The 21,144-nt window shown below is 34.2% G+C and carries 20 protein-coding genes and 1 riboswitch; of the genes, 9 read left to right on the plus strand and 11 right to left on the minus strand.

Annotation, left to right across the window (positions count from 1 at the left end; all coding sequences use genetic code 11):
- Positions 1 to 192 precede the first annotated feature (192 nt).
- The 4 genes from secY (at position 193) to BR72_RS24895 (ending at position 4,712) form a co-directional block, all read left to right on the plus strand.
- Positions 193 to 1,497, plus strand: coding sequence for a preprotein translocase subunit SecY (gene secY, locus BR72_RS06880; protein ID WP_035431321.1), 1,305 nt, complete (start codon positions 193 to 195; stop codon positions 1,495 to 1,497).
- A 466-nt stretch (positions 1,498 to 1,963) separates the two neighbouring features.
- A complete protein-coding gene (locus BR72_RS06885) occupies positions 1,964 to 2,515 on the plus strand; it encodes a nucleoside/nucleotide kinase family protein (protein WP_035431323.1) in 552 nt (183 codons plus the stop codon).
- A gap of 332 nt (positions 2,516 to 2,847) precedes the next feature.
- On the plus strand, positions 2,848 to 3,408 hold the full coding sequence (locus tag BR72_RS06890; protein ID WP_035431325.1) for a hypothetical protein: 561 nt from the start codon (positions 2,848 to 2,850) through the stop codon (positions 3,406 to 3,408).
- Positions 3,409 to 3,860: 452 nt separating this feature from the next.
- Entirely contained in the window at positions 3,861 to 4,712 is an 852-nt protein-coding gene (locus BR72_RS24895; RefSeq protein WP_051957243.1) for a creatininase family protein, read from the plus strand.
- 189 nt (positions 4,713 to 4,901) lie between these two features.
- On the opposite strand, the gene BR72_RS06900 is transcribed toward BR72_RS24895, so the two are convergent.
- Genes BR72_RS06900 through BR72_RS06910 form a run of 3 tightly spaced genes read right to left on the minus strand, consistent with a single transcriptional unit; the run spans position 4,902 to position 7,442 of the window.
- Complete coding sequence (locus BR72_RS06900; RefSeq protein WP_035431327.1) at positions 4,902 to 5,768, minus strand: DUF4097 family beta strand repeat-containing protein; 867 nt, start codon at positions 5,766 to 5,768, stop codon at positions 4,902 to 4,904.
- 53 nt (positions 5,769 to 5,821) lie between these two features.
- Positions 5,822 to 6,526, minus strand: a complete 705-nt coding sequence (locus BR72_RS06905; protein ID WP_035431330.1) for an ABC transporter permease — start codon at positions 6,524 to 6,526, stop codon at positions 5,822 to 5,824.
- Positions 6,519 to 7,442, minus strand: coding sequence for an ABC transporter ATP-binding protein (locus tag BR72_RS06910; RefSeq protein WP_035431332.1), 924 nt, complete (start codon positions 7,440 to 7,442; stop codon positions 6,519 to 6,521). Before BR72_RS06910 ends, BR72_RS06905 begins: the two co-directional genes overlap by 8 nt.
- 163 nt (positions 7,443 to 7,605) lie before the next feature.
- Here BR72_RS06910 and BR72_RS06915 point away from each other — a divergent pair, with 163 nt between their 5' ends.
- Positions 7,606 to 8,325, plus strand: coding sequence for a response regulator transcription factor (locus BR72_RS06915; RefSeq protein WP_035431333.1), 720 nt, complete (start codon positions 7,606 to 7,608; stop codon positions 8,323 to 8,325).
- Positions 8,316 to 9,419 carry a sensor histidine kinase gene (locus BR72_RS06920; RefSeq protein WP_035431335.1) on the plus strand — a complete coding sequence of 368 codons (1,104 nt, stop codon included), beginning with the start codon at positions 8,316 to 8,318 and terminating at the stop codon, positions 9,417 to 9,419. The genes BR72_RS06915 and BR72_RS06920 overlap by 10 nt, the downstream gene beginning before the upstream one ends.
- Before the next feature lie 31 nt (positions 9,420 to 9,450).
- Here BR72_RS06920 and alr read toward each other — a convergent pair whose 3' ends face one another.
- From alr to BR72_RS06940, 4 genes are all read right to left on the minus strand, one after another.
- The gene (gene alr / locus BR72_RS06925) at positions 9,451 to 10,629 is read right to left on the minus strand and encodes an alanine racemase (protein WP_035431337.1); all 1,179 of its coding nucleotides are present in this window, start codon (positions 10,627 to 10,629) and stop codon (positions 9,451 to 9,453) included.
- A 47-nt stretch (positions 10,630 to 10,676) separates the two neighbouring features.
- Positions 10,677 to 11,591 (minus strand): D-alanine--D-alanine ligase, encoded by a 915-nt coding sequence (locus BR72_RS06930; protein WP_035431338.1) that lies wholly within the window; start codon positions 11,589 to 11,591, stop codon positions 10,677 to 10,679.
- Positions 11,588 to 13,045 (minus strand): MocR-like pyridoxine biosynthesis transcription factor PdxR, encoded by a 1,458-nt coding sequence (gene pdxR, locus BR72_RS06935; protein ID WP_035431339.1) that lies wholly within the window; start codon positions 13,043 to 13,045, stop codon positions 11,588 to 11,590. Before pdxR (BR72_RS06935) ends, BR72_RS06930 begins: the two co-directional genes overlap by 4 nt.
- A 350-nt stretch (positions 13,046 to 13,395) precedes the next feature.
- The gene (locus BR72_RS06940) at positions 13,396 to 14,313 is read right to left on the minus strand and encodes a DMT family transporter (RefSeq protein WP_035431341.1); all 918 of its coding nucleotides are present in this window, start codon (positions 14,311 to 14,313) and stop codon (positions 13,396 to 13,398) included.
- Between the two features lie 148 nt (positions 14,314 to 14,461).
- Here BR72_RS06940 and pdxR (BR72_RS06945) point away from each other — a divergent pair, with 148 nt between their 5' ends.
- Complete coding sequence (gene pdxR, locus BR72_RS06945) at positions 14,462 to 15,898, plus strand: MocR-like pyridoxine biosynthesis transcription factor PdxR (protein ID WP_035431343.1); 1,437 nt, start codon at positions 14,462 to 14,464, stop codon at positions 15,896 to 15,898.
- 15 nt (positions 15,899 to 15,913) lie between these two features.
- Here pdxR (BR72_RS06945) and BR72_RS06950 read toward each other — a convergent pair whose 3' ends face one another.
- The 4 genes from BR72_RS06950 to BR72_RS06965 form a co-directional block, all read right to left on the minus strand.
- Positions 15,914 to 16,411 carry a DUF421 domain-containing protein gene (locus BR72_RS06950; RefSeq protein ID WP_035431345.1) on the minus strand — a complete coding sequence of 166 codons (498 nt, stop codon included), beginning with the start codon at positions 16,409 to 16,411 and terminating at the stop codon, positions 15,914 to 15,916.
- Between the two features lie 140 nt (positions 16,412 to 16,551).
- Positions 16,552 to 16,923, minus strand: a complete 372-nt coding sequence (locus BR72_RS06955) for an ArsR/SmtB family transcription factor (protein WP_035431347.1) — start codon at positions 16,921 to 16,923, stop codon at positions 16,552 to 16,554.
- Positions 16,924 to 17,343, minus strand: coding sequence for an SRPBCC family protein (locus BR72_RS06960; protein ID WP_035431349.1), 420 nt, complete (start codon positions 17,341 to 17,343; stop codon positions 16,924 to 16,926).
- Between the two features lie 192 nt (positions 17,344 to 17,535).
- Positions 17,536 to 18,414 (minus strand): SDR family oxidoreductase, encoded by an 879-nt coding sequence (locus BR72_RS06965; RefSeq protein ID WP_035431352.1) that lies wholly within the window; start codon positions 18,412 to 18,414, stop codon positions 17,536 to 17,538.
- A gap of 227 nt (positions 18,415 to 18,641) precedes the next feature.
- Here BR72_RS06965 and BR72_RS06970 point away from each other — a divergent pair, with 227 nt between their 5' ends.
- Both BR72_RS06970 and BR72_RS06975 read left to right on the plus strand, forming a co-directional pair.
- Complete coding sequence (locus BR72_RS06970) at positions 18,642 to 19,094, plus strand: PH domain-containing protein (RefSeq protein ID WP_035431354.1); 453 nt, start codon at positions 18,642 to 18,644, stop codon at positions 19,092 to 19,094.
- 196 nt (positions 19,095 to 19,290) lie between these two features.
- A riboswitch (glycine riboswitch) is annotated at positions 19,291 to 19,411 on the plus strand.
- Between the two features lie 107 nt (positions 19,412 to 19,518).
- Positions 19,519 to 20,886, plus strand: coding sequence for an alanine/glycine:cation symporter family protein (locus tag BR72_RS06975; RefSeq protein WP_035431356.1), 1,368 nt, complete (start codon positions 19,519 to 19,521; stop codon positions 20,884 to 20,886).
- Positions 20,887 to 21,144 lie beyond the last annotated feature (258 nt).

Below are 21,144 nucleotides of genomic sequence, written 5' to 3' on the forward strand. Positions count from 1 at the left end.
TGTTTTATAGTTATATTATGGTTAACAAGTTGTTACGAAAACATAAACATCTCTCTATTTTATATCCGTAAACTGTTTGAAAATCCATTTGTCATAATGAATTTTAATCGGAAGGAGGTTTACAGTTTATACGTGAGGATATAAAAGCTAGTTTTACTTTACATAACTGGTAAACAAATAGGAGGCGAAATGATGTTTCGTACAATTTCAAACTTTATGAGAGTAACTGAGATCAGGAGCAAAATCCTTTTTACTTTAGCGATGTTAATCGTTTTTCGGATTGGCACATTCATTCCAGTTCCTCATACTAATGCTGAGGTATTAAAACTACATGATCAAACAAATATTTTAGGAATGCTCAATGTATTTGGCGGAGGTGCCTTACAAAACTTTTCAATTTTCGCAGTAGGCATTACACCGTATATTACAGCTTCCATCATCGTGCAGTTATTACAGATGGATGTCGTTCCTAAATTTGCAGAGTGGGCAAAGCAAGGTGAAATGGGCCGTAAAAAATCAGCTCAATTTACCCGCTACTTTACAATTGTTCTTGCATTCATTCAGTCGATAGGAATGTCTATTGGCTTTAACAATATGGCAAGTGGACAATTAATAACGGATCCAGGTTGGAAAACCTACTTATTAATTGCTACCGTATTAACTGCTGGTACTGCATTTTTAATGTGGCTAGGCGAACAAATTACAGCAAATGGAGTCGGTAACGGAATTTCAATTATTATTTTTGCCGGGCTTGTGGCAGGAATTCCAAGTATTATGAATCAAATATACTTACAACAAATTCATAGTGCTGGAGATCAACTCTTTATGCATATTATAAAAATTGCATTAATTATTTTAGTTGTTTTAGCTATCATCGTTGGTGTCATTTACATACAACAAGCAAATCGGAAAATTCCTATTCAATATGCAAAAGCTTCTAATGGGAACACTCCGTATCAAGGAGCAAAAAATACACACTTACCTCTTAAGGTAAATAGTGCAGGTGTCATCCCTGTTATCTTTGCTTCCGCATTTTTAATGACGCCGCGAACAATTGCGCAGCTATTTCCAAGCTCTGCAGTGTCCAAATGGATCAATACAAATTTTGATTCTGGGCACCCAATTGGAATGTGCTTATACCTTGGACTCATTATTGCATTTACATATTTTTATGCGTTCGTTCAAGTAAACCCTGAACAAATGGCTGAAAACTTGAAGAAGCAAAATGGGTATGTTCCAGGCATTCGCCCAGGAATCATGACAGAGAAATATGTAACAAAAATCTTATATCGATTAACTTTTATCGGCGCAATCTTTTTAGGGTCAATCTCTATTTTGCCGATTATATTCACAAAAATTTCTGACCTGCCAGCTTCTGCTCAAATTGGCGGGACAAGCTTACTCATTATCGTCGGTGTTGCACTAGAAACGATGAAAACGTTAGAAAGCCAGCTTGTGAAACGTCACTATAAAGGATTTATTAAGAAAGTGAATTAACATTTTATACAAAACCCTCTTATTTATCGTAAGAAACATCGATATATAAGAGGGTTTCTTTTGTAATCTCCCTTATATCTCTTTTTCAAATCTTTCCCTGTTTCGATTTAAAATGTATCATCCTTTTCTTCTAGTTATCATACAATTAGCGCTTCATGGGGTTCAAATGGGTCAAAAGCTGTTTTTATTTCCATTCATGATCTTTTATATGAAATTTCTCCATGACCGTCAACAAAACGCGAATTTTGTAAAGTGATAATAAAGTTGTTTTAAAAAATGTGCGTCATTCTATTCAACAATCGGGCCATTTAATGAAGTAAGGCTTATTGAGGGCGCTTTTCCTAAGTATGGTAAGTGTCTCTTTAATAAAATAAAAAATTTGAGATAACTCCATAATTTTGAAATATTTGTTTTAAGCACTTGGGTAAGATTAAGGAGTTATACAGATAGATAGGAGGTTTTTATAATGACAATAAGGCCAAAAATCATTTCAATTGCAGCTGTGTCTGGTGGAGGAAAAACTACAATAACAAAGAAATTAAGCCATAAATTGAAGAATTCAAAAGAATTGTTCTTTGATGATTATGACTTTGAAGATTCACCAGAAGATTTAATTAATTGGGTGAAAGAAGGATCTGATTATAACCAATGGAATTTGGAACCTATGCTCTCTGATATTGATTATTTAATAAATTCTAAGGAAGCACCCTCATACATATTGCTTGACTATCCGTTCTCATATAAGAATGATAGAATGAAAAAACTTATTGATCTTTCAATTTATATTGACACTCCTTTAGACATAGCAATGGCCAGACGTTTAATTAGGGATTACAAAAATAATACAATGACAGAAATACACAATGATTTAAGTTTTTATCTGAAGTATGGAAGAATAGCTTATTTAGAAATGGAAACTACAATAAAACCCAATTCAGATGCTGTAATAGACGGAACATTTTCTCCTGATAAAATTGTTGAGTTTATCATAAAGGAAATAAGAGATAGAGCTTTATAGCATATATTATCAAACTTTATTCCAACGCTACAGATGGAACATTCGAAATACAAGTTGAATGGAATCATGCAGAAAATAAAGAGGGAAAAGTTATTATAAGAGGTACCGCCACATGCCCATCAAGCTAGTAATTTAAAGTGTCCCCAAAACGAAAATTTTATTATTTTACAGTAATTTATGAATGAATATTTTTTCAATAAATTTTGATAAAATTAAGACTGAATATTTCTAATAATGAAATAAATATTTCTATAAATTCTAAATATTTACTTTTTTTAAAAAGATGATACATTTGGGGTATAAGTTACAAAACTATTAAAGGGGGATTTTTTATGTTCAAGAAATTAGTAGTCGGGGCATTAGCGACAGGTATTGCATTAACTGGGGGGATTGGTGCAGCATCAGCTGATACAGTACAACCTGTGAGTTCTCCGAATAAAGCAACTGAAACAGCTTATTCAGAAAACCAACAGTATATTTCAGATAGAATTGAAAGTATAGTTGAAAATACAAATGAAGCCGAAAGACCATTTGCACCAAATTTTTCTGATAAAAATAATCTTATTGGAGAAAAAGCAGCTACAGCATTTGATTGGGGATATTCCGGTAAGTATAATTTTTCTACATCAATTCAAGTGCAAAAAACTGTATCTGTAGCAGCCAACGGAACTATTGGAGTAGCTATTCAAAACAATAAAAATTTTAATTTTAAAGTTGTAGTAAAAAGTTTATCATCAGGAAACACCGTAACCCATACTGTAACAGGAGGACCAATGAGTGGTGGCAATTATGTTTATAACTACTTTGGTCCTATGAAAGCAGGAAACTATGTTGTAACTCTAGTAAATACAGATGGTTCATGGCACCAAGGTACTGTTTGGCTTGGATGGTAATTACTTAAATTTATTTATTTCCGAACAGACTTTTCAAAAAAGAAAAGTCTGTTCTTTTTAATTCTGCACGTCTCCTTGTTTTGGAGATGCTGATTTAGGGTTCCCGCCACATCGCTATCAAGTTAAGAAACACATTCTTCCCCAAAACGATAATAGAGAATATTCTTAATGGATCGAAAAATCTTTTCATAATGGTCAGCTGCAAACTTAAGTTTTTCGTCATCCGTTCTCATATTAGATATAATCTCTCTAACTGCAAATACATGTTTTTCGTTTTATTTCAGATTTAATACGAAATTTTTCTTTTCTAATTGAATATTAACAGAACAAGGTATGCAAAAGGAATAATGATTATAGAAGGTGAATTTCTAACTATATAATTAAGTTATTCCCCTTAATTACAGCCTACAAATTGAATAACTTAATTCAAATATATGAAATGGGGTAGATTCATGTATTCTATTTTCAAAGATACTGTTGCTGATATGACATGGCTAGAAATTGAAGAGGCATTACAAAAAGGTGCAGTGGTGCTGTCACCGACTGGTGTAATTGAACAACAAGGGCCCCACTTACCTACGGGGGTAGATATTTACGAGAGCCATTATATTTGTCGTTATATAAAGAAAAGATTAGAAAAAGAGAACATTCCAGCTATAATAGCACCTCCTTATTATTTTGGTGTAAATCATGTTACGGGTGCATTTCCCGGTTCTTTTACATCAAGAAAGGAAACCGTACATGCAGTCTTATTCGATATGTGGGAATCCCTATTCAGATGGGGAGCAAAGCATATATTTGTCGTTGATATACACGGAGATCAACAGCATGGTGATGCGCTGATAGGAGCAATTAGAAAGACAAGGCAAACACTAAATATTGATGTTCGTTCGGTTATTGCTAATTTGTTAGCGAATCAGCTAGGGATCACAAAAGATCAAGAAGAATTTTTGATTTTTGATATCGATTTTTCCTTTGGTTCGTTCGAGCCCCCTCCTCACTATCCAGATTTTCACGCAGGAGCGCAGGGGACAGCACGATTCCTAAAATATTTTCCCGATTTGGTGAGAAAAGAAAAAATCAAGGAACTATCCCCTAGGCTATTAAGTAAGGAAGATCAGGAAGAGTGGCAAAAAGGAGGCGAAAGAACTAAATCGATTGCTCCCAAAGGTTATGTTGGAAATCCTCAAGGTTATACTCCCTTTTTAGCAGAGGATAAATTAGATTTTATCAGCGGGTTTGTTGAGTTTGCATCAAGGGAGTTACTTCATTATCTAAGAATACAGGCAAAAAAAGAAGTTTAATTTTTTTATCATTGTAATGTAAGTTCAACAAAAAAGAACAAAGAAAATGATCGAACTTTTTTATAAAACTTAAATATGATTTGAACAATAAGAACCCATTTAAAAATTTGTTCAAAATGGGTTCTTATTGTTTGTTTCCAAATACAATTAATCTTTTGAGCCAAGCTTTATTTCAAATCAGCAAATATGTTAATTTATCTTTATAGTTCCTTCTTTACTTAAAACCTCTAATTTATTCGCTGCATCACCAATGGTTCCTTCTTTTGATTTTTCAGTATCCCTTTTTTTCTTAAAACTCCCTAGATTAACTGTTGTATCAGATGAAAGACTATTAACAGTAAGCATTAATGAAGTTGGAGATTCTTTATAAGATACAGCGATATCTCCTGATTTTGTTTCTACAAACAATGATTTTTCTTCTTTTGCATTTTTAATTGATATTTCACCATCTGTTGAGGTAACTTTTATTCTAGGACTAGTCACATTTGAAATATAATTATCACCAGTAGTAGAAGCTACTGTTAATTCCTGTAACGAACTATCCTTCAAACTTAATTCCCCATCTTTTGATGTGAATTTACCGTTATCTGCTGACAGTCCTTCAATTTTTTCAGCACCAGAGTCATTTGAAATTACAATATTTTTAGTGGCTACATCATTCATTTTTATATCACCGAAACTATTATTTAATGTAATTGTATCTATTTCATTCTTTGGGATAGAAATATAGATAGTACCTTTCTTCCCAAAACTGAATCCTTCAAGTATTCCCTTTTGGTCTTTCTGATTAATTTTTATTTTCTTTCCATCATTATTAATTGTTACAGGATCTCTTTTCTTGTCCTTTTGTTTTCCTTTAACTTCGATTGTTATTTTTTTTGATTTCGTATTTTTGAACTCAATATCCCAAGATTCGTTGTTTATCTCTATTTCTTCAATACTATCTGCATCTAAGGAGTTTTCTTTTTCAAAACTCTTTCCTCTTACTTCTTTAAAACTAAAAATTAATCCTCCAGTTACAATTAATGCAGTGCAAGTTAGTATCATTTTTTTCAATTTTTATTCGCCATCCCTTACTGAATTTGAGTATTATTCCATCTCTTTTTTATTTAAGCAACATCAATTTCGTCAATTTTATAATAAGATAGGTAGCCTATTAATAGACCGAGTAGACAGAATGCAATTGGTACTCCAATAAATTCGAATAAACTAGTCGAACTACCGTTATTTGTAACAGTTGAGTTTATTAAAAAGCTCATTAATACAGCTGAGGTAATTGTTGTAGCTGTTGATTTTTTTCTCATACCAAAATATAAAGGAATCAAACTTACTCCCGCCATCATAAATGCATGAATAATAGTAGTTGGAATTGTAGCAATTATTTCATTCATACTAACAGGTGTTTCGAAGAATCCTATAATTAGGTTTAAGAAAAAAGTTAACATACTGATAATAAAAGTAGTGAAAATTATGCTAAAAAAGCAAAATGCAAATACAATTGATAATTTAGCTGGAAGTAATTTTTTCCGTTGTAGTGGATAGGTAAACACGAATTGAATCGTTTTGCTTTTATATTCATCAATTACTAAACGCGACAAAATTACACTTGAAAAAATTATAAATGTTATTCGAATAAGAGTATTCGTTAAAGTCATAAATCCGGCATAATCTGGAAACATTTGTTCACTCTCACCTTTAGAACCCACTGCCATAAGACCGACAGCAACGAAAATTCCTACAATACAAATCGCTAGTCCTTTAAAATAGCTGGATAAGAGATGTTTTTTCCATTCTAGTTTCATAAGTTTAAACATGTTGACCGCCTCCATTAATAAGGTTTAAAAAGTACTCTTCTAAATTGTGTTGTTTTCTTTCAATTCTCTTTACTATGACTTCATCCAATATCAATTCTTTATTGATTTGATATTGAGAAATGGCTTGTTCAAAAATCAGAATCGTATTTTGGTTCACTATTTCATACTTTTTAATTCCCAATTTACCTTCCAACACCTGTGTCGTTTTCTTCAAATTGTCTACTTCAATTTCAAGATATTCGATATTTTCTTTTCTGATCTCTTCCATTTTTACTTCTTTTAATAATTCACCCTGATTAATAATGCCTATAGTATCTGCAATAGATTCAATTTCTGAGACAATATGACTTGAAATTAAAATGGTAATTCTATATTCCTTTTTTAAATGTAATAAGAGCTCTCGAATGTCTTTAATACCAATTGGATCAAGTCCATTGATAGGTTCATCAAGAATTAAAATTTCTGGTTTCGTAACAATTGCCCGCGCAATCCCTAATCGTTGCTTCATCCCTAAAGAAAATTCATGAATTTTTTTATTTGCCACCTCTTTAAGTCCAACAATTTCTAAAACTTCCCCCACCGCTCTTTTATCATGATATCCGATGTATTCACAGTGAAAGTCTAAATTTCCCTTTGCTGTTAACCGATCATAAAACACTGGGTATTCAATGATGCTGCCTATTTTTTCTAAATATTGATAAGATGTTGGTAAAACAGGCTGATTTAATACAATGATTTCACCTGAAGATGGTTTTACTAAATTTAAGATCATCTTCATAATAGTTGTTTTTCCAGCCCCATTTGGTCCTAGAAAACCATAAATTTCTCCTCTGTTAATTTTCATATTGACATTAGAAACCGTTTCAGTTCCCTTAAACGACTTACTTAATTTGTTAATTTTAATAATAGTTTCCACTCATTGTCCCTCCTACTTTATATCGATATGTTAAAATAAGCATAACGAATGAAAGTAAAATCAAAGTAAACTCTATGGAAAATGCTTGTAATATTTTTTTATTAGGATACACATCTACAGAAAATAAATTGATATGATGAATTTGAAATGAGGGGAATTTGAAATGGAATCTGCAAAAATATTAGTAATAGATGATGAAGTTGGTATATTGAAATTATTAGAAATAATACTAAGGAAAGAGAATTTCATTCATATAGAAACTACCTCAACAGGCAAAGATGCGCTGCAACGTATCAAAGAAAATGTATATGATATTATTTTGCTTGATATCATGCTCCCAGATATAAGTGGATTTGAACTATGTACGGAAATTCGAAAAAATACAAGTACACCCATCATTTTTATTAGTGCGCGCTCAACTGACTTCGATAAATTGACCGGTTTAGGAATAGGCGGAGATGATTATATTACAAAACCTTTTAATCCTTTAGAAGTAATAGCTCGAATTAAAGTCATCCTTCGTCGTCAAAAAATGTATGAGAGTTCACAACAACAAAGTACTTTATACAATTATGACTACTTCACTTTTAATCCTGAATCTGCGACATTAACAGTTAAAAATCATTCGGTAGAATGCACAGCAAAAGAACTGGAATTACTACATTTCTTTTGCAAAAATCCGAATCGTATTTTCACGACTGCTCAGCTTTACGAATTTGTATGGGGAAACGATGTTTTTGGAGAAGAAAAAACCGTCACGATCCATATATCCAAACTGCGAAAAAAACTTGGGGATGATACACGCAAACCAAAAATCATTGTAAATTTACGAGGAATTGGCTATAAATTTATTCCTCCAAATGAGGCACTTATATGCGAATAAAAACTCGATTTACATTCCATTTAGCAATAGGACTTATTCTTTGGATGCTTGTAACCGGTTTTTGCATTGTCATTATTGTTGAAGGTATTCTTCCGCTGTTCGGTATCATTGTTAATGAAAACACTGAAGGTTTGTTTGTAGCCGGGATTTTTGTTATTAGTACAATTATTTGTATTGTCTTATTTGGATGGTATTTTGGTGGTCCAATTGGATTCATAATGACTTGGATCCATCAACTCTCACAAGAAAACTATAAGCAACCTATAGATTTGCAAAGGGTTTATACACGAAAAGGAAAACTTCGTAAGCGTTATCTACTATATCAAGAGGTACTTCAACAGCTCCAAATATTAGCTGGAAAATTACAAGCTTCTGAAATAGAAAGAGAAAAAATAGAGAACGCCAAACAAGAATGGATTGCTGGTATTTCGCATGATTTAAAAACACCACTAACATATATTAAGGGATATTCGGCACTTTTATTAAATGATCAGTATGAGTGGTCAAAAGAAGAGGTTCAATCTTTTATCCAAGAAATTGATGATAAAGGAAAACATATGGAAGAATTAATTCAAGATTTAAGCCTCGTCTTACAATTAAATTGTACTGAAGGTAAGTTACCGTTAAATAAGGCGAATCAAGATTTAGTTGAATTTACAAAACGAGTTGTTGCCGATATTAGTCACGATCCACAAGCGACGAACTATAGTCTTCATTTTAAAACGAAAACACATGTCATTCACGCTGAATTTGATTATAAATTTATGCAGCGTATCTTACAAAACATTTTAATGAATTCAATTTTACACAATCCTGAACACACCGATATATACACAACACTTTCTGACGATGACAAAAATGTAGTAATCCATATTATGGACAATGGCGTTGGCATGTCCTCTCATATGCTAGAAAATCTTTTTCAACAATATTACCGTGGAACAACAACTGATTCTTCCTCTGAAGGTACTGGACTTGGAATGGCGATTGTCTATAAACTTGTACTTGCTCATAATGGCACAATTTCTGTCGAAAGCGAACTTTCGGAAGGTACATCATTCAATATTGTATTACCGAAAAAAGGACGTCCATAAGACAACATGTCTTAAGACGTCCTTATCTGTATTATAGACTTTTTCGTAGTTCGTTTATTATTTCAATTGGCTTATCATCTTTTATATAAATACGAGGTATCCTTCTACTTAACATACAAGTAACCTCATAGTTAATCGTACCTAATGTATCTGCAATCTCATCTACATTAAGCGATTCCTTGCCTTGACTTCCATAAAAAACCACTTCATCACCAACATGTACAGGCATTGCCTTTGTAACATCCAACATTAATTGATCCATACAAACACGGCCAAGAACAGGCACACGAATTCCGTTAATCAATGCATATCCTTTATTTGATAATTGACGATTGTAACCATCCGCATATCCAATTGGTACAGTCACAATCCATTCCTCACCCGTTGTTACATACTTATTCCCGTAACTTACACCACGATTTTTTTTCGCTTGCTTAATATGAGCTACTTTCGACTTTAATGATAATGCAGGCTTTAAAGACACGGCTGTATGATCTACCTCTTTTGAAGGATACATACCATAAATACCAATTCCAACACGAACCATATTTTGAAACGTATTACCAAGCTCCATTGATCCAGCACTGTTTGAACTGTGAATATAAGGAAGATGAATTCCTAGCTCTTTTGCTGTATTTACAGCTTGCTCAAATAAACCCGTTTGCATATTTGTATATGTTTTATCAGCTTCATCAGCTGTAGAGTAATGTGTAAACATACCTTCTACTTCTATATGTTTCATGTTTTTTAGTTCTTCTAAAAACAGCAAGACTTCATCTTCTTGTAGACCAATACGGCTCATTCCTGTATCGATTTTCACTTGAATGCGTGCGCTCTTTTCAAGCTGATTAGCAATATCATTGATACCCTTTAAATCCTCTATTCTATATACCGTTATCATGATATTATACTCAATAGCATCTTTAACAGCTTCAACCGACGTATAGCCTAAAACTAAAATCGGTACAGTCACTCCTGCCTCGCGCAGTTCAATTCCTTCATCTACAAATGCAACAGCAAGTTGATGAATTCCTGCTTCAATTGCTGCTTTCGCCACTTGAACTGCTCCATGGCCATACCCATTCGCTTTGACAGCTGCCATCATTGTAATATTTTCATCGTTCACACGCTTTTTAAATTCACTCACATTATGTTTTACAGCATCTAAATTCACTTCAACAATTGTATCTCTTCCATATCTCGAACTCATCGGTCTAAACTCCTAACTCAATAGTTGCTTTCCATTCTATTTCTAGTTTAAAAACCTTCGTTTCTCCTAGTCTGTAAAGAGACTTCAATAATCATATCCAATAGCTTGCTATAAGAGATTCCCACCGCTTGAGCGCTTTTTGGTAGTAAGCTATTTTTTGTCATCCCTGGCAATGTATTCACTTCCATGACATATGGGATTCCATCTTTTATAATCATATCAACTCGAGCATAAACACTGCATTTTAATGCCTTATAGCATGCCATTGCAGCCTCAGCGACACGTTTTTGAGTTGTGACTGGAAGTTCCACAATCTCTTCAATCGTAGCCGCATCATCGTATTTTGCATGATAGTCAAAAAACTCTGCCGTATGTTGAATTGAAATAATCGGTAAAAGTTTTCCGTCCAAAATGGAACAAGTAATTTCTTCGCCCTTTATATATTTTTCAATTACAATTTCAGAATCCCATTTGAATACCTCCACAAGCGAGGATAATAAAGCATCCTTATCATATACGATTTTTACTCCTACACTAGAACCACCTGAATTTGGTTTTACAACTAATGGATATCCCATTTTGTCTATTTCTTCAAGTTGAAGATCTTCCATATTTGAAATATGAAGCCAATCCGGTGTTTGAATACCCTCATAACGAATCATTTTTTTTGACATATTTTTATCCATACAAATACCGCTTGATAGCATGTTACTTCCGGTATATGGAACGCCGAGAGTTTCTAGTGTACCTTGAATCGTGCCGTCTTCTCCGTATTTTCCATGAAGTGCTAACAGCGCAATATCAAGGTTGCTTATCTTTTCAACAAGCTCTTTTTTGTCATTAAGTCTAATAGGAACAACTTCGTACTTACTATTATCCAAATGTGCAATCATTTCTTCCCCAGTCATGAGGGACACTTGTCTTTCGGAAGATACGCCTCCCATAATCACGCCAACTTTCATTTTTCCAACTCCCAATTTTCATTTTTTAAGGTATCACCAATTATTTTAATTCCATGAACAATATCCTCTTCTTTTAACCGCGAGAATCCTAATCGAAATGTATTACTTCCTCCTCCATCTGAGTAAAAAACATCTCCTGGAGAAAAAACAACTCCCTTTTGATAGCATTTTTTCAAAAGCATACGTGAATCCAGTCCTTTTTCTAATTCTATAAAAAGATGTAGTCCACCATTTCCAGTCATTCTTTTAAAAGGAATATATTGATTGCAAGTATGAACGGCTAGCTCATATTTTTTCTTATAAACTGACCTCGCCTTTTTTAAATATTTTTCGAAATAACCATCATGTAAATATTGATAAAGCACTGCCTGATCCAGTGTTGATGTATGAATCGTTCGCGCCCTTTTCACACTTTCCAAACAGTGGATTAATTCCTTATCTGCTAAAATCCATCCAACACGTAACCCTGGAAAAAGAATTTTTGAAAAACTGCTAATATAGACAACATTGTTGCCAGGTCCAGCAAAAGTCATTAAAGGAGCTAAATGAGAACCTGAATAACGTAATTCCTCATTAAACCCATCCTCCACGATAGGAATTCGATATTTTGAAAAAAGTTTCATAATCTCAGTTCTTTTTTCCGAGGATGTGACAATCCCAGTCGGATTGTGATAAGACGGGATTAAGTATGCAAAATCAAAGTCCGTTTCGGATAAGCTTTTCTCAACTTGATCAATATCAATACCATCATCCTTCATTTCTATCCCGTGTATATCAAATCCATGTAAACGAAAAAGTTTTAGTGCCGCATGATGAGTAGGGTTTTCACAAATAATACGTCTAGATTTTTTAGCTAAAGAAGACAATAAAATATCCAAGCCCTCGGTGAATCCATTCGTAATAAGAATATCTTTATTGGAAATGTCTACTCCTTTCATTTCCATATAGTGAAGAAGGTAATCAATTAGAGGTTTATAGCCTTTGGCATATCCGTAGTTCAATACGATGTCTCCTTCAATAGACATTCGAGTCAGAAAAGCCCGTTTAAAATTTTCAACATCAAACAGCTTTTCGTCCGGAGCGATGCTATTGAAGGAAATCATACCTTTTTCCCAACGAACGCCGTGCTTCATTAAATCTAATTCATCAGCTAGCAAAGTAGCTTCATTTATCTTTTCTTTCCAGTTTAGTTCGATGGATGGAGTTTTGGACGTTTCAATTTCTCCTACAAAATTTCCTTTTCCCTTTATTGCATATATTAGACCAGCTTGCTCTAAATCCGCGTAAGCAGTCAGAACAGTATTTCTGCTGACCGATAATAATTTACTAAGTTCTCGGGTAGATGGAAGCTTTTGATGCTCCAGTAAGTGTCCTTTCATAATCATCTTTTTTAAATAATCTTTTAATTGAACATACACAGGACGATCATCCATAATTTTAAAATCATTAAACACTTCCTTGCCCCCTTGTTATCATTTTTACATAACTATATCTATCTCAAAAGGTCCACAACGTATGTATTTTCTTTAACCAGTGGTATGGTGGTCTAAAGTACCATTCATACCACTTTGTAATGAAGAATGTTGCAAGTTTGAATTCACTTCAGCTTCTTATCCAATAATAATTAAGACTTTTTAATTATCAATCTTCATTATAAATAATACATTAGTAGATGGGACAATCTCTGTCAAAAGCGGACCTTAAAATGGGACAGCATTCAATATTTTCTTACCGAAAAAAGGACGTCAATCAGACAATAAGTCTGAAAACGTCCTTTCATTTTTAAGAATGAAATATAAAAACCTTACATCTCTTTTTTCAATAGCTTTCCATGTTTCCAATACAACTCAAGTGTGGATCGATTCGCCATAAAAACACCGATTAATATGAAGAAAGCTCCAATTCCCATCACTGGTTTGATTGGTTCATCTAAAAACATATAGCCTATTATAACAGCGATTAATGGCGAAACATAAAGCCAAGTAGATGGAAATACAGGATTGGTTTTGGATAATAGCCAATAGTATAGGCCATGCCCACCTATTGAACCTATAAATATTAAATACAGAATTGGCCATTGAACGCTCCATGTAGTTAAGACAGATAAATTCGGATGTTCTAATAAGAGAGAACAAACAATTAGTAATAGACCTCCATATAACATTTGAATACCATTAATCAAAAATGGCGAGACATCTAGTAAATCTGCTAAAATTTCCTTTGAATGAATAGTGCCCATTCCGTAGAAAAATTCTCCTACTAATATAACAAGGCAAGCAATGCTCCAAGTATAAGAAAATTGCTGTTGTAACCCTGGTAAAGAAATGCATACAACTCCTATAAGAGCAAGTATAAGGGCAAAAAGTTGTTCCCTTCTCAATTTCATTTTCGTTCGTTTCGTTTGAAGCAATAAAATCATCATTGGGCCTGTAGCCGAAAGAACAGCTGCTAATCCTGATGAGATGTACTGCTCTGCCCAATATAATGTGGCAAAAGTCATAAATGTAAGACAAAATCCAGCAAATATAATTCTTTTTGTTAAAAGGTATGGTATGACTTGCTTCTGTTTCACGATAAAAAACATGATGACAATTATGCCTGCGAGAAAGAAACGAATACCCGCTGAAAAAAGCGGCGGAGCCCCTGCTACAATCCCTATTTTAATTGTTAAAAATGTCGTCCCAAAAATGACACAAATAAGAAGATAATTAAAAATAACCATGCTGCTTCCCCCTTTTCATTCTTGAAGTGAGTATAGAGGAAACAGTGTATAACAGTACATCAAGCTATATAACAGTTGTATGTATTTTATGTTGATTATAAAGTTTTTTTCAGTTTAAATGAAAATAAAAAGAAGATTAGGTGAGATAATGAAGATTGTACTCCGAAAAGAATCTAATATACCGTTCTACCAGCAAATATGCGAGCAAATCGTTCAGCGTATTCAAGGTGGCATGTTAGCGGATGGAGACGCTCTCCCTTCTCTACGTACCATGGCAGAGGATTTAAAAATAAGTATATTGACGGTTCGTAAAGCATATAAACATCTTGAGTCAAAAGGTTATGTATACATACAACCAGGAAAAGGGGTTTACATAAAAGGAAAAAGAAATACGCCTCTAAACATACATGCTCCTTATGACTGGCAACATATGAAAGCTGTTAATGTAATAAGATCTCAATATATCATCAATCGCCACAAAAAGTATTATGATTTTTCTCAGGCCATTCTCTACCCACGCCTTTTACCTAATCCGTTTCTATCAGGCGAAATGCAAAAAATATTAGACGAAGACAAAATGATTTTAGCCACATACGGACCTGTACAAGGTGATGAAGAGCTTCGCATGGAAATTTGCACATATTTAAAAGACTATCAAGGATTGAACGCTGATCCTGTTTATTTATTAATTACAAGTGGTGCCCAGCAAGGAATTGATTTAATCACTCAAACATTATTAAAACCAGGGGACACGGTAATTGTAGAAAGTCCGTGCTACGGTGCAGCCATTGATGTGTTTGTTAACAAAGGAATCAACGTTATTTCCATTGTGCTTGATGAACAAGGCATCCGTTCTGATTTATTAGATGAGGTATGTCAAAAGAATAAACCAGTTTTGTTATACGTAAATCCTGCCTTTCATAACCCTACTGGGATATTAATGAGTGAACAAAGACGAAAAGAACTTATAGAGTTAGCAGAACTTTATCACTTTTTTATTATAGAAGATGACTCTTTTAGTGAGATTTATTTTGATGATGTTAAACTTCCGCCTCCCCTTAAATATTTCGACACAAATGGTCATGTGATTTATTTAAAAGGATTTAGCAAAACGTTAGCACCTGGGATTCGTATTGCAGCAATTCTAGCCGAAGGACCTGTATTTGATTGGTTATATGCCACAAAAGCATTAATGGATATAGGAAGTCCGCAGTTAACGCAAAAAGCTATTTTACCTTTTTTACGGACAGAAAGAATGAAGAATCATATAGCAAAACTACGAACTGCCTTACAAATACGTCGTGATACTACAATAGAAATACTTGCTTCCTTAAAAGGTATAATTCATTTTCAAATACCAAAAGGCGGCTTTAATTTATGGATTTCCCTTCCGAATTCAATGAATTCATTTACATTACTAAAAAAAGCAAATGAAGCTGACATTTCTTTTTTACCCGGAGCAGCTTGCTTTGTTCATGAACCGAAACACGAATATATGCGTATCAGTTACTCCATGCTAAATAATCAAGATTTAATTGTTGGACTACAAAAGCTACATGAAATAATTTTAGATTTTCAAAAATAGACACATTAATACTCCTTATTCTTTAGAAATATATTGCCGCAGTACCCTTTCCAACACTTCACGTGTAACCGGCTGTGCTTGAGCGGTTAATTGATAACCAATGCGCCCGTTTGGTTCTGCAGTTGCTTGCTGTAAAGTTTGAATGTCATGAATTCCTTGTACCCGTAAATGCATATATAATTGCTGCTCTGTCAGTTTAGCGCGGCTTAAGTTATTCTTTAAGATTTTTCCATCTTTTATAATAACAATCTTGTTACCATCTAGAAATCGTTCCACTTTTCGTGATTTCACTTCTAAATAATGAATGATCAGTAAAACAATAGAAAATGTACACGCGGTTAATATTGTTGTCCCTACCTTCTTACTTAACACCGGTTCTACTATAATGCGTCCAATACCTACAATGACAATAATTTCAGCTCTTGACATTTGACTAAGAGACTTACTTCCCGCAAATTTTAAAACGATAACACCTGTAACAATTAATATCATGCTTTCAAGAACAATATTCATATAGTCCATTCCTTTTACAGCAATTTATACACAGTATTACCATCTTCAAATTAATTTTAATCGTGTTTATCAATTGAAAAAGAGTATGTTCAAAACGAATTGTTCCAAACATACTCTTTTTCATATAGAAGAAAATGATTTTATTCCTCTTGTCTATTCAATTTTGTTTCAACAATTTTCAAGACACTATTCTCCCCATTTTCAACTACATGTTTCAAAATGGAGAGTTTATTATTCCAAAATTGTTCGTAAAACGAGAGCCACTGCTTTAATTCTCTTAAAGGCTCTGGTTGCAGCTGATAAATTTTTTCTCTTCCTACCTTCTTTCCACTAACTAACTTCGCCTCTGAAAGAATGTGAAGATGTTTTGTAACAGCTGTTCGACTAATCGGAAAATGAGATGTTATTTCTGAAATAGGCAATTCTTTTTCAGCCAGTAATCGAAGTACTTCTCTACGAGTTGGATCAGCAATCGCTTGGAATACATCGTAATTTTCAGCTGATGGAGACATTTAGCCTTCAATAACCTTTTTAAGTTTTTCGTTCACGATGGCCATCCAACCAAATGCCATATTCTCACGAATAACAGAACTTTTCTCATTCGGCTTTGGAAGGATAAAGTCAGGCTCTTTCCAGCCACCATGAATAAGTGTAAATTCAGTCTTATCGCCTAAATCTTTTAAAATGAATGAAACGATCCAGCCATCTGTATCCCATGCAAATGAAAGATGATGAGGAGCATCAAATTCTAATACTTTACATGGAGATGGTCCAAAAGGAGATTGGATATGAAATTCATGTCCTACTTTTGGTTGAAAATCATTTGGCATAAACCATAATGCAATACCTTCTGCAGTTGATACTGTATCCCATACTTTTTGAATAGGCGCTTCTAGCACGATTGTTTGCTTAATATCTTGTAATGTATTCATATTACTTTTCCTTCTTTCTTAATTTCAAAATACAACCTTTTGGTTTCACTTCAATATAATATAACACCTTTTGGTTACATGTCAATGTTCATTAATCTTATAATCCTGTAAATATCGAAAACGGAATGTAATAACTATAAAACAGAATAAACACAATTTATGTTTATTCTTTCCTACATTCATCAAAACTCTTTATAAAGTATGTTTTACATGTTCTTCAAAATATTTTCCCCAGTCAGGCTGTCTTCCATCTATATCTTTAAATTTATATTCTCTTGCTAATCCCCACGAACTAAGTGCTTTTCCCGTTTTCTTATGAACATTAGAATCGCTCGCTAAAGCGGCAATTGCTCTTCCAATAAAAAATGGTGTTTCTGATGCAATAAAATGCGGATCTTTTTTTGCTCCTTCTTGCCAATTACTTTCGGTCACACCGAATATATCTAACATCGCTTCAGAGCGTAAAAATCCGGGGCTTACTGCAACAGATGTGATGTTGTAGGGAGCTAAGTCTCTTGCCATTGCCTGAGCTAAATGAATTGTGGAAATTTTAGCGAGGCTATAAAACATATTCCCTCGATATTCGTAATCAACACCATCTGTAATCTCAATAACGAGCCCTTTCTTATTTTTTACCATAAGCGGGATACCGTAATGACTTGTTATAATATGAGAATGTACAGCGGTTGTTTGCATTTGAATTCCATTATCTAAATTATGTTCCCAAAATGGGACATTCCACTCTGTCAGTGGATCGCCTCCCCATACATCATTCACTAAAATATCTAACTGTCCATTTTGCTCTTTTTCAATTTTTACAAATAAAGCTTCAACCTCTTCTTTCACAGTATGATCAACGCGAACAGCAATTCCTTTTCCACCTTGTTTCGTTACAAGTTCAGCCGTTTCTTCGATCGTCTCCGTTCTTCCCATTGATGATAAGTTTCCTTTTGTACTTCTTCCTGTCACATAAACAGTAGCACCAGCTTCACCGAGCATCATCGCAATGCCTCTACCAGCACCGCGTGTTCCACCTGCTACTACTGCAACTTTCCCTTGTAATGGTTTCATATATTTCTCCTTTACATATTATTTACTTACATTTCATTTCAAGAACGAGTCCCTTTCTTCTTCATTCTGCCATTTAAATTCAACATAAACTACTTTATTTTCATTATTTTTCTATAAAAATAATATATTCTTAATATACACACGGAAATGTGGTAATATTTGTATATGAATAAAATATTCCTCAATTCTGTTAGGAGAACATCTCACACAATAAAGGAAGTGGTGTAATGAATTGGAAAATAAGACGAGACCGAGGATATTGGTATATGATGATTGGAACTATCCTGTTATCTAATACACTCCTCTCTCTTCCACTTTTGTTAGATAAAACATTGAACTCTGTTGATTGGCTTATCATTCCTAGTTTCATTTTAATATTTGATTTATTTATGCTATGGATTATTTTCGGCATTCGTTATGAATTACGAGAAAAGAGTTTATATGCAAGATGTGGTCCTTTTTATTGTAATGTTCCCTATGAAAATATTACAGGGGTTCATCCAACTGATGATATGCTTATCGGTTTTCGCCTAGCAGCTGCATTTCACGGTGTAGAAATCCACTATCCAAAAGCTTTGCTTGGCAGTGTTAAATTGTCACCAGAAAATGAAGAACTGTTCATACAAACTATCCTTGCTAAGTGTCCGCATTTACAAAATAGTAAAATGAAACAGCACTAATTCAAAATGTAGTTACTCTTACACAGAAATTTCTTTCTTGACTTACCATATAATCCATGACTATAATTACTCATGTTAATTTCATAGCATTCGGATGAACCATACAGGAGAAGATCTTTTGATCTACCGATGGGGCAAAAAGCTGGTCGGACAGCTTTGAAACTCTCAGGTCTTGTATTCAAGTAGAACTGTATGGGGACGAATCTCTGGAGAGACTCCCTTCTGTTGCATAGCAACATGAAGGAAACAGGGCACCGAAGGAGCAAATCCGCCATTACAGCGGATAATCTCTCAGGTAAAAGGACAGAGACAAGCGACAGAAAATACCGATTCCCGAATCGGTTTATTTTTCTATTCCTTGTATCTCCAGAGACCATTTCGTTTACATGAAATGGTTTTTTATTTTTTCTAAAGGAGAGTAAAGATGGAAACAGTGAATCAAGTATTAGAAGTAATCAATCATTACGTATGGGGGCTGCCGACACTCGTGCTGCTTGTTGGGACAGGAATCCTCCTTACAGTACGTCTACGAGGCCTACAATTTACCAAACTATTATATGCTCATAAGCTAGCATTCAGAAAATCAGAGGACAACTCATCTAAAGGAGATATTAGCCATTTCCAAGCGTTAATGACCGCCATGTCTGCTACTATCGGGATGGGCAATATAGCTGGCGTTGCAACCGCCGTGTCTATCGGGGGACCTGGTGCAGTGTTTTGGATGTGGATTACCGCCTTGTTTGGAATGGCAACAAAATATTCTGAAGCGATTCTTGCCGTTAAATATCGCATGCATGGCACTAACGGGGAGTACTCTGGTGGTCCGATGTATTATTTAGAACATGGATTAGGAAAGAAATGGCTTGCTACATTATTTGCTATTTTCGGAACAACAGCTTCATTTGGAATCGGAAATATGGTTCAATCGAATTCAGTGGCTGAGGCCATGAAAATTAATTTTTCCGTATCCCCTGTCGTAACAGGAATCGGAATGGCTCTTTTCATCGCAGTTGTTATTTTAGGCGGAGTTAAAAAAATTGGAAAAGTGACTGGTTTTTTTGTTCCAATTAAAGCTTTCTTTTATATCATCGCTGGACTTATTATTATTTTTTATCATATAGATCAAATTCCTACAGCATTCCAGCTCATTTTCTCAGGTGCTTTTCATGGCACTGCAGCTGCTGGAGGCTTTGCCGGAGCAACCGTTGCTTCCGCTATTCAAATCGGGATGGCACGAGGTGTGTTCGCAAACGAAGCCGGACTTGGAAGTGCACCGATTGCTGCCGCAGCAGCAAAGACTGATTCCCCCGCTAAACAAGCACTCGTATCTATGACGGGAACTTTTCTTGATACATTTGTCGTATGTACTATCACTGGTTTAGTACTTATTACAACAGGTGCTTGGAATTCTGGTAAAACAGGTGTTGAAGCAACGACGTTTGCATTTCAAACTGTATTTGGAAGCGCCGGAAGTATAATCCTTGGTATTGCGATTATTTTATTTGCATATTCAACAATGTTAGGTTGGTCATATTATGGCGAGAAATGCGTTGAATATTTATTTGGCCATAATGCGGTTCGTTACTATCGTCTCATTTTTATCAGTATAATCATGTTTGGAGCAAACTTAAAATTAGGTCTCGTTTGGACATTTTCTGATATTGCAAATGGACTAATGGCAATTCCTAATTTAATTGGGCTAATTGGATTAAGCGGGATTGTTGTTTCAGAAACAAAGCGGTTTTTACAAGTAGAAAAAACAAACAATTCCAACAATAGGATCGCAAGTTAAATTGGAAAAAGGCTGTATAGTGATGGAATACTATACAGCCTTTTTCTTTAAATCGAAGGCTTTACCGAAAAAATATTCATCTCTATCTAACCTAGAAAATAAAGACTGAATTTTTTTAATTTTAAGAGTAGGATTTCCCTAAATAACCTAGAAGTATACAGTATATAAATTCATTTTGATTTTTCGACACATAAGTTACTGCCATGCATAGTCAGAGGCTTTCACATAACAAAAATGAAGGTGCTCTTTCAATTTATA

This window comes from Bacillus sp. UNC322MFChir4.1 (assembly GCF_000746135.1).
In the GTDB taxonomy this organism is placed as follows: domain Bacteria; phylum Bacillota; class Bacilli; order Bacillales; family Bacillaceae_G; genus Bacillus_A.

Bases quoted from the DNA above. Each gene is read 5' to 3' on its own strand.
- secY (WP_035431321.1), top strand. From the start codon at position 193: ATGTTTCGTACAATTTCAAACTTTATGAGAGTAACTGAGATCAGGAGC.
- BR72_RS06885 (WP_035431323.1), top strand. From the start codon at position 1,964: ATGACAATAAGGCCAAAAATCATTTCAATTGCAGCTGTGTCTGGTGGA.
- BR72_RS06890 (WP_035431325.1), top strand. From the start codon at position 2,848: ATGTTCAAGAAATTAGTAGTCGGGGCATTAGCGACAGGTATTGCATTA.
- BR72_RS24895 (WP_051957243.1), top strand. From the start codon at position 3,861: ATGTATTCTATTTTCAAAGATACTGTTGCTGATATGACATGGCTAGAA.
- BR72_RS06905 (WP_035431330.1), bottom strand. From the start codon at position 6,526: ATGTTTAAACTTATGAAACTAGAATGGAAAAAACATCTCTTATCCAGC.
- BR72_RS06915 (WP_035431333.1), top strand. From the start codon at position 7,606: ATGGAATCTGCAAAAATATTAGTAATAGATGATGAAGTTGGTATATTG.
- BR72_RS06920 (WP_035431335.1), top strand. From the start codon at position 8,316: ATGCGAATAAAAACTCGATTTACATTCCATTTAGCAATAGGACTTATT.
- alr (WP_035431337.1), bottom strand. From the start codon at position 10,629: ATGAGTTCGAGATATGGAAGAGATACAATTGTTGAAGTGAATTTAGAT.
- BR72_RS06930 (WP_035431338.1), bottom strand. From the start codon at position 11,591: ATGAAAGTTGGCGTGATTATGGGAGGCGTATCTTCCGAAAGACAAGTG.
- BR72_RS06940 (WP_035431341.1), bottom strand. From the start codon at position 14,313: ATGGTTATTTTTAATTATCTTCTTATTTGTGTCATTTTTGGGACGACA.
- pdxR (WP_035431343.1), top strand. From the start codon at position 14,462: ATGAAGATTGTACTCCGAAAAGAATCTAATATACCGTTCTACCAGCAA.
- BR72_RS06950 (WP_035431345.1), bottom strand. From the start codon at position 16,411: ATGAATATTGTTCTTGAAAGCATGATATTAATTGTTACAGGTGTTATC.
- BR72_RS06955 (WP_035431347.1), bottom strand. From the start codon at position 16,923: ATGTCTCCATCAGCTGAAAATTACGATGTATTCCAAGCGATTGCTGAT.
- BR72_RS06960 (WP_035431349.1), bottom strand. From the start codon at position 17,343: ATGAATACATTACAAGATATTAAGCAAACAATCGTGCTAGAAGCGCCT.
- BR72_RS06965 (WP_035431352.1), bottom strand. From the start codon at position 18,414: ATGAAACCATTACAAGGGAAAGTTGCAGTAGTAGCAGGTGGAACACGC.
- BR72_RS06970 (WP_035431354.1), top strand. From the start codon at position 18,642: ATGAATTGGAAAATAAGACGAGACCGAGGATATTGGTATATGATGATT.
- BR72_RS06975 (WP_035431356.1), top strand. From the start codon at position 19,519: ATGGAAACAGTGAATCAAGTATTAGAAGTAATCAATCATTACGTATGG.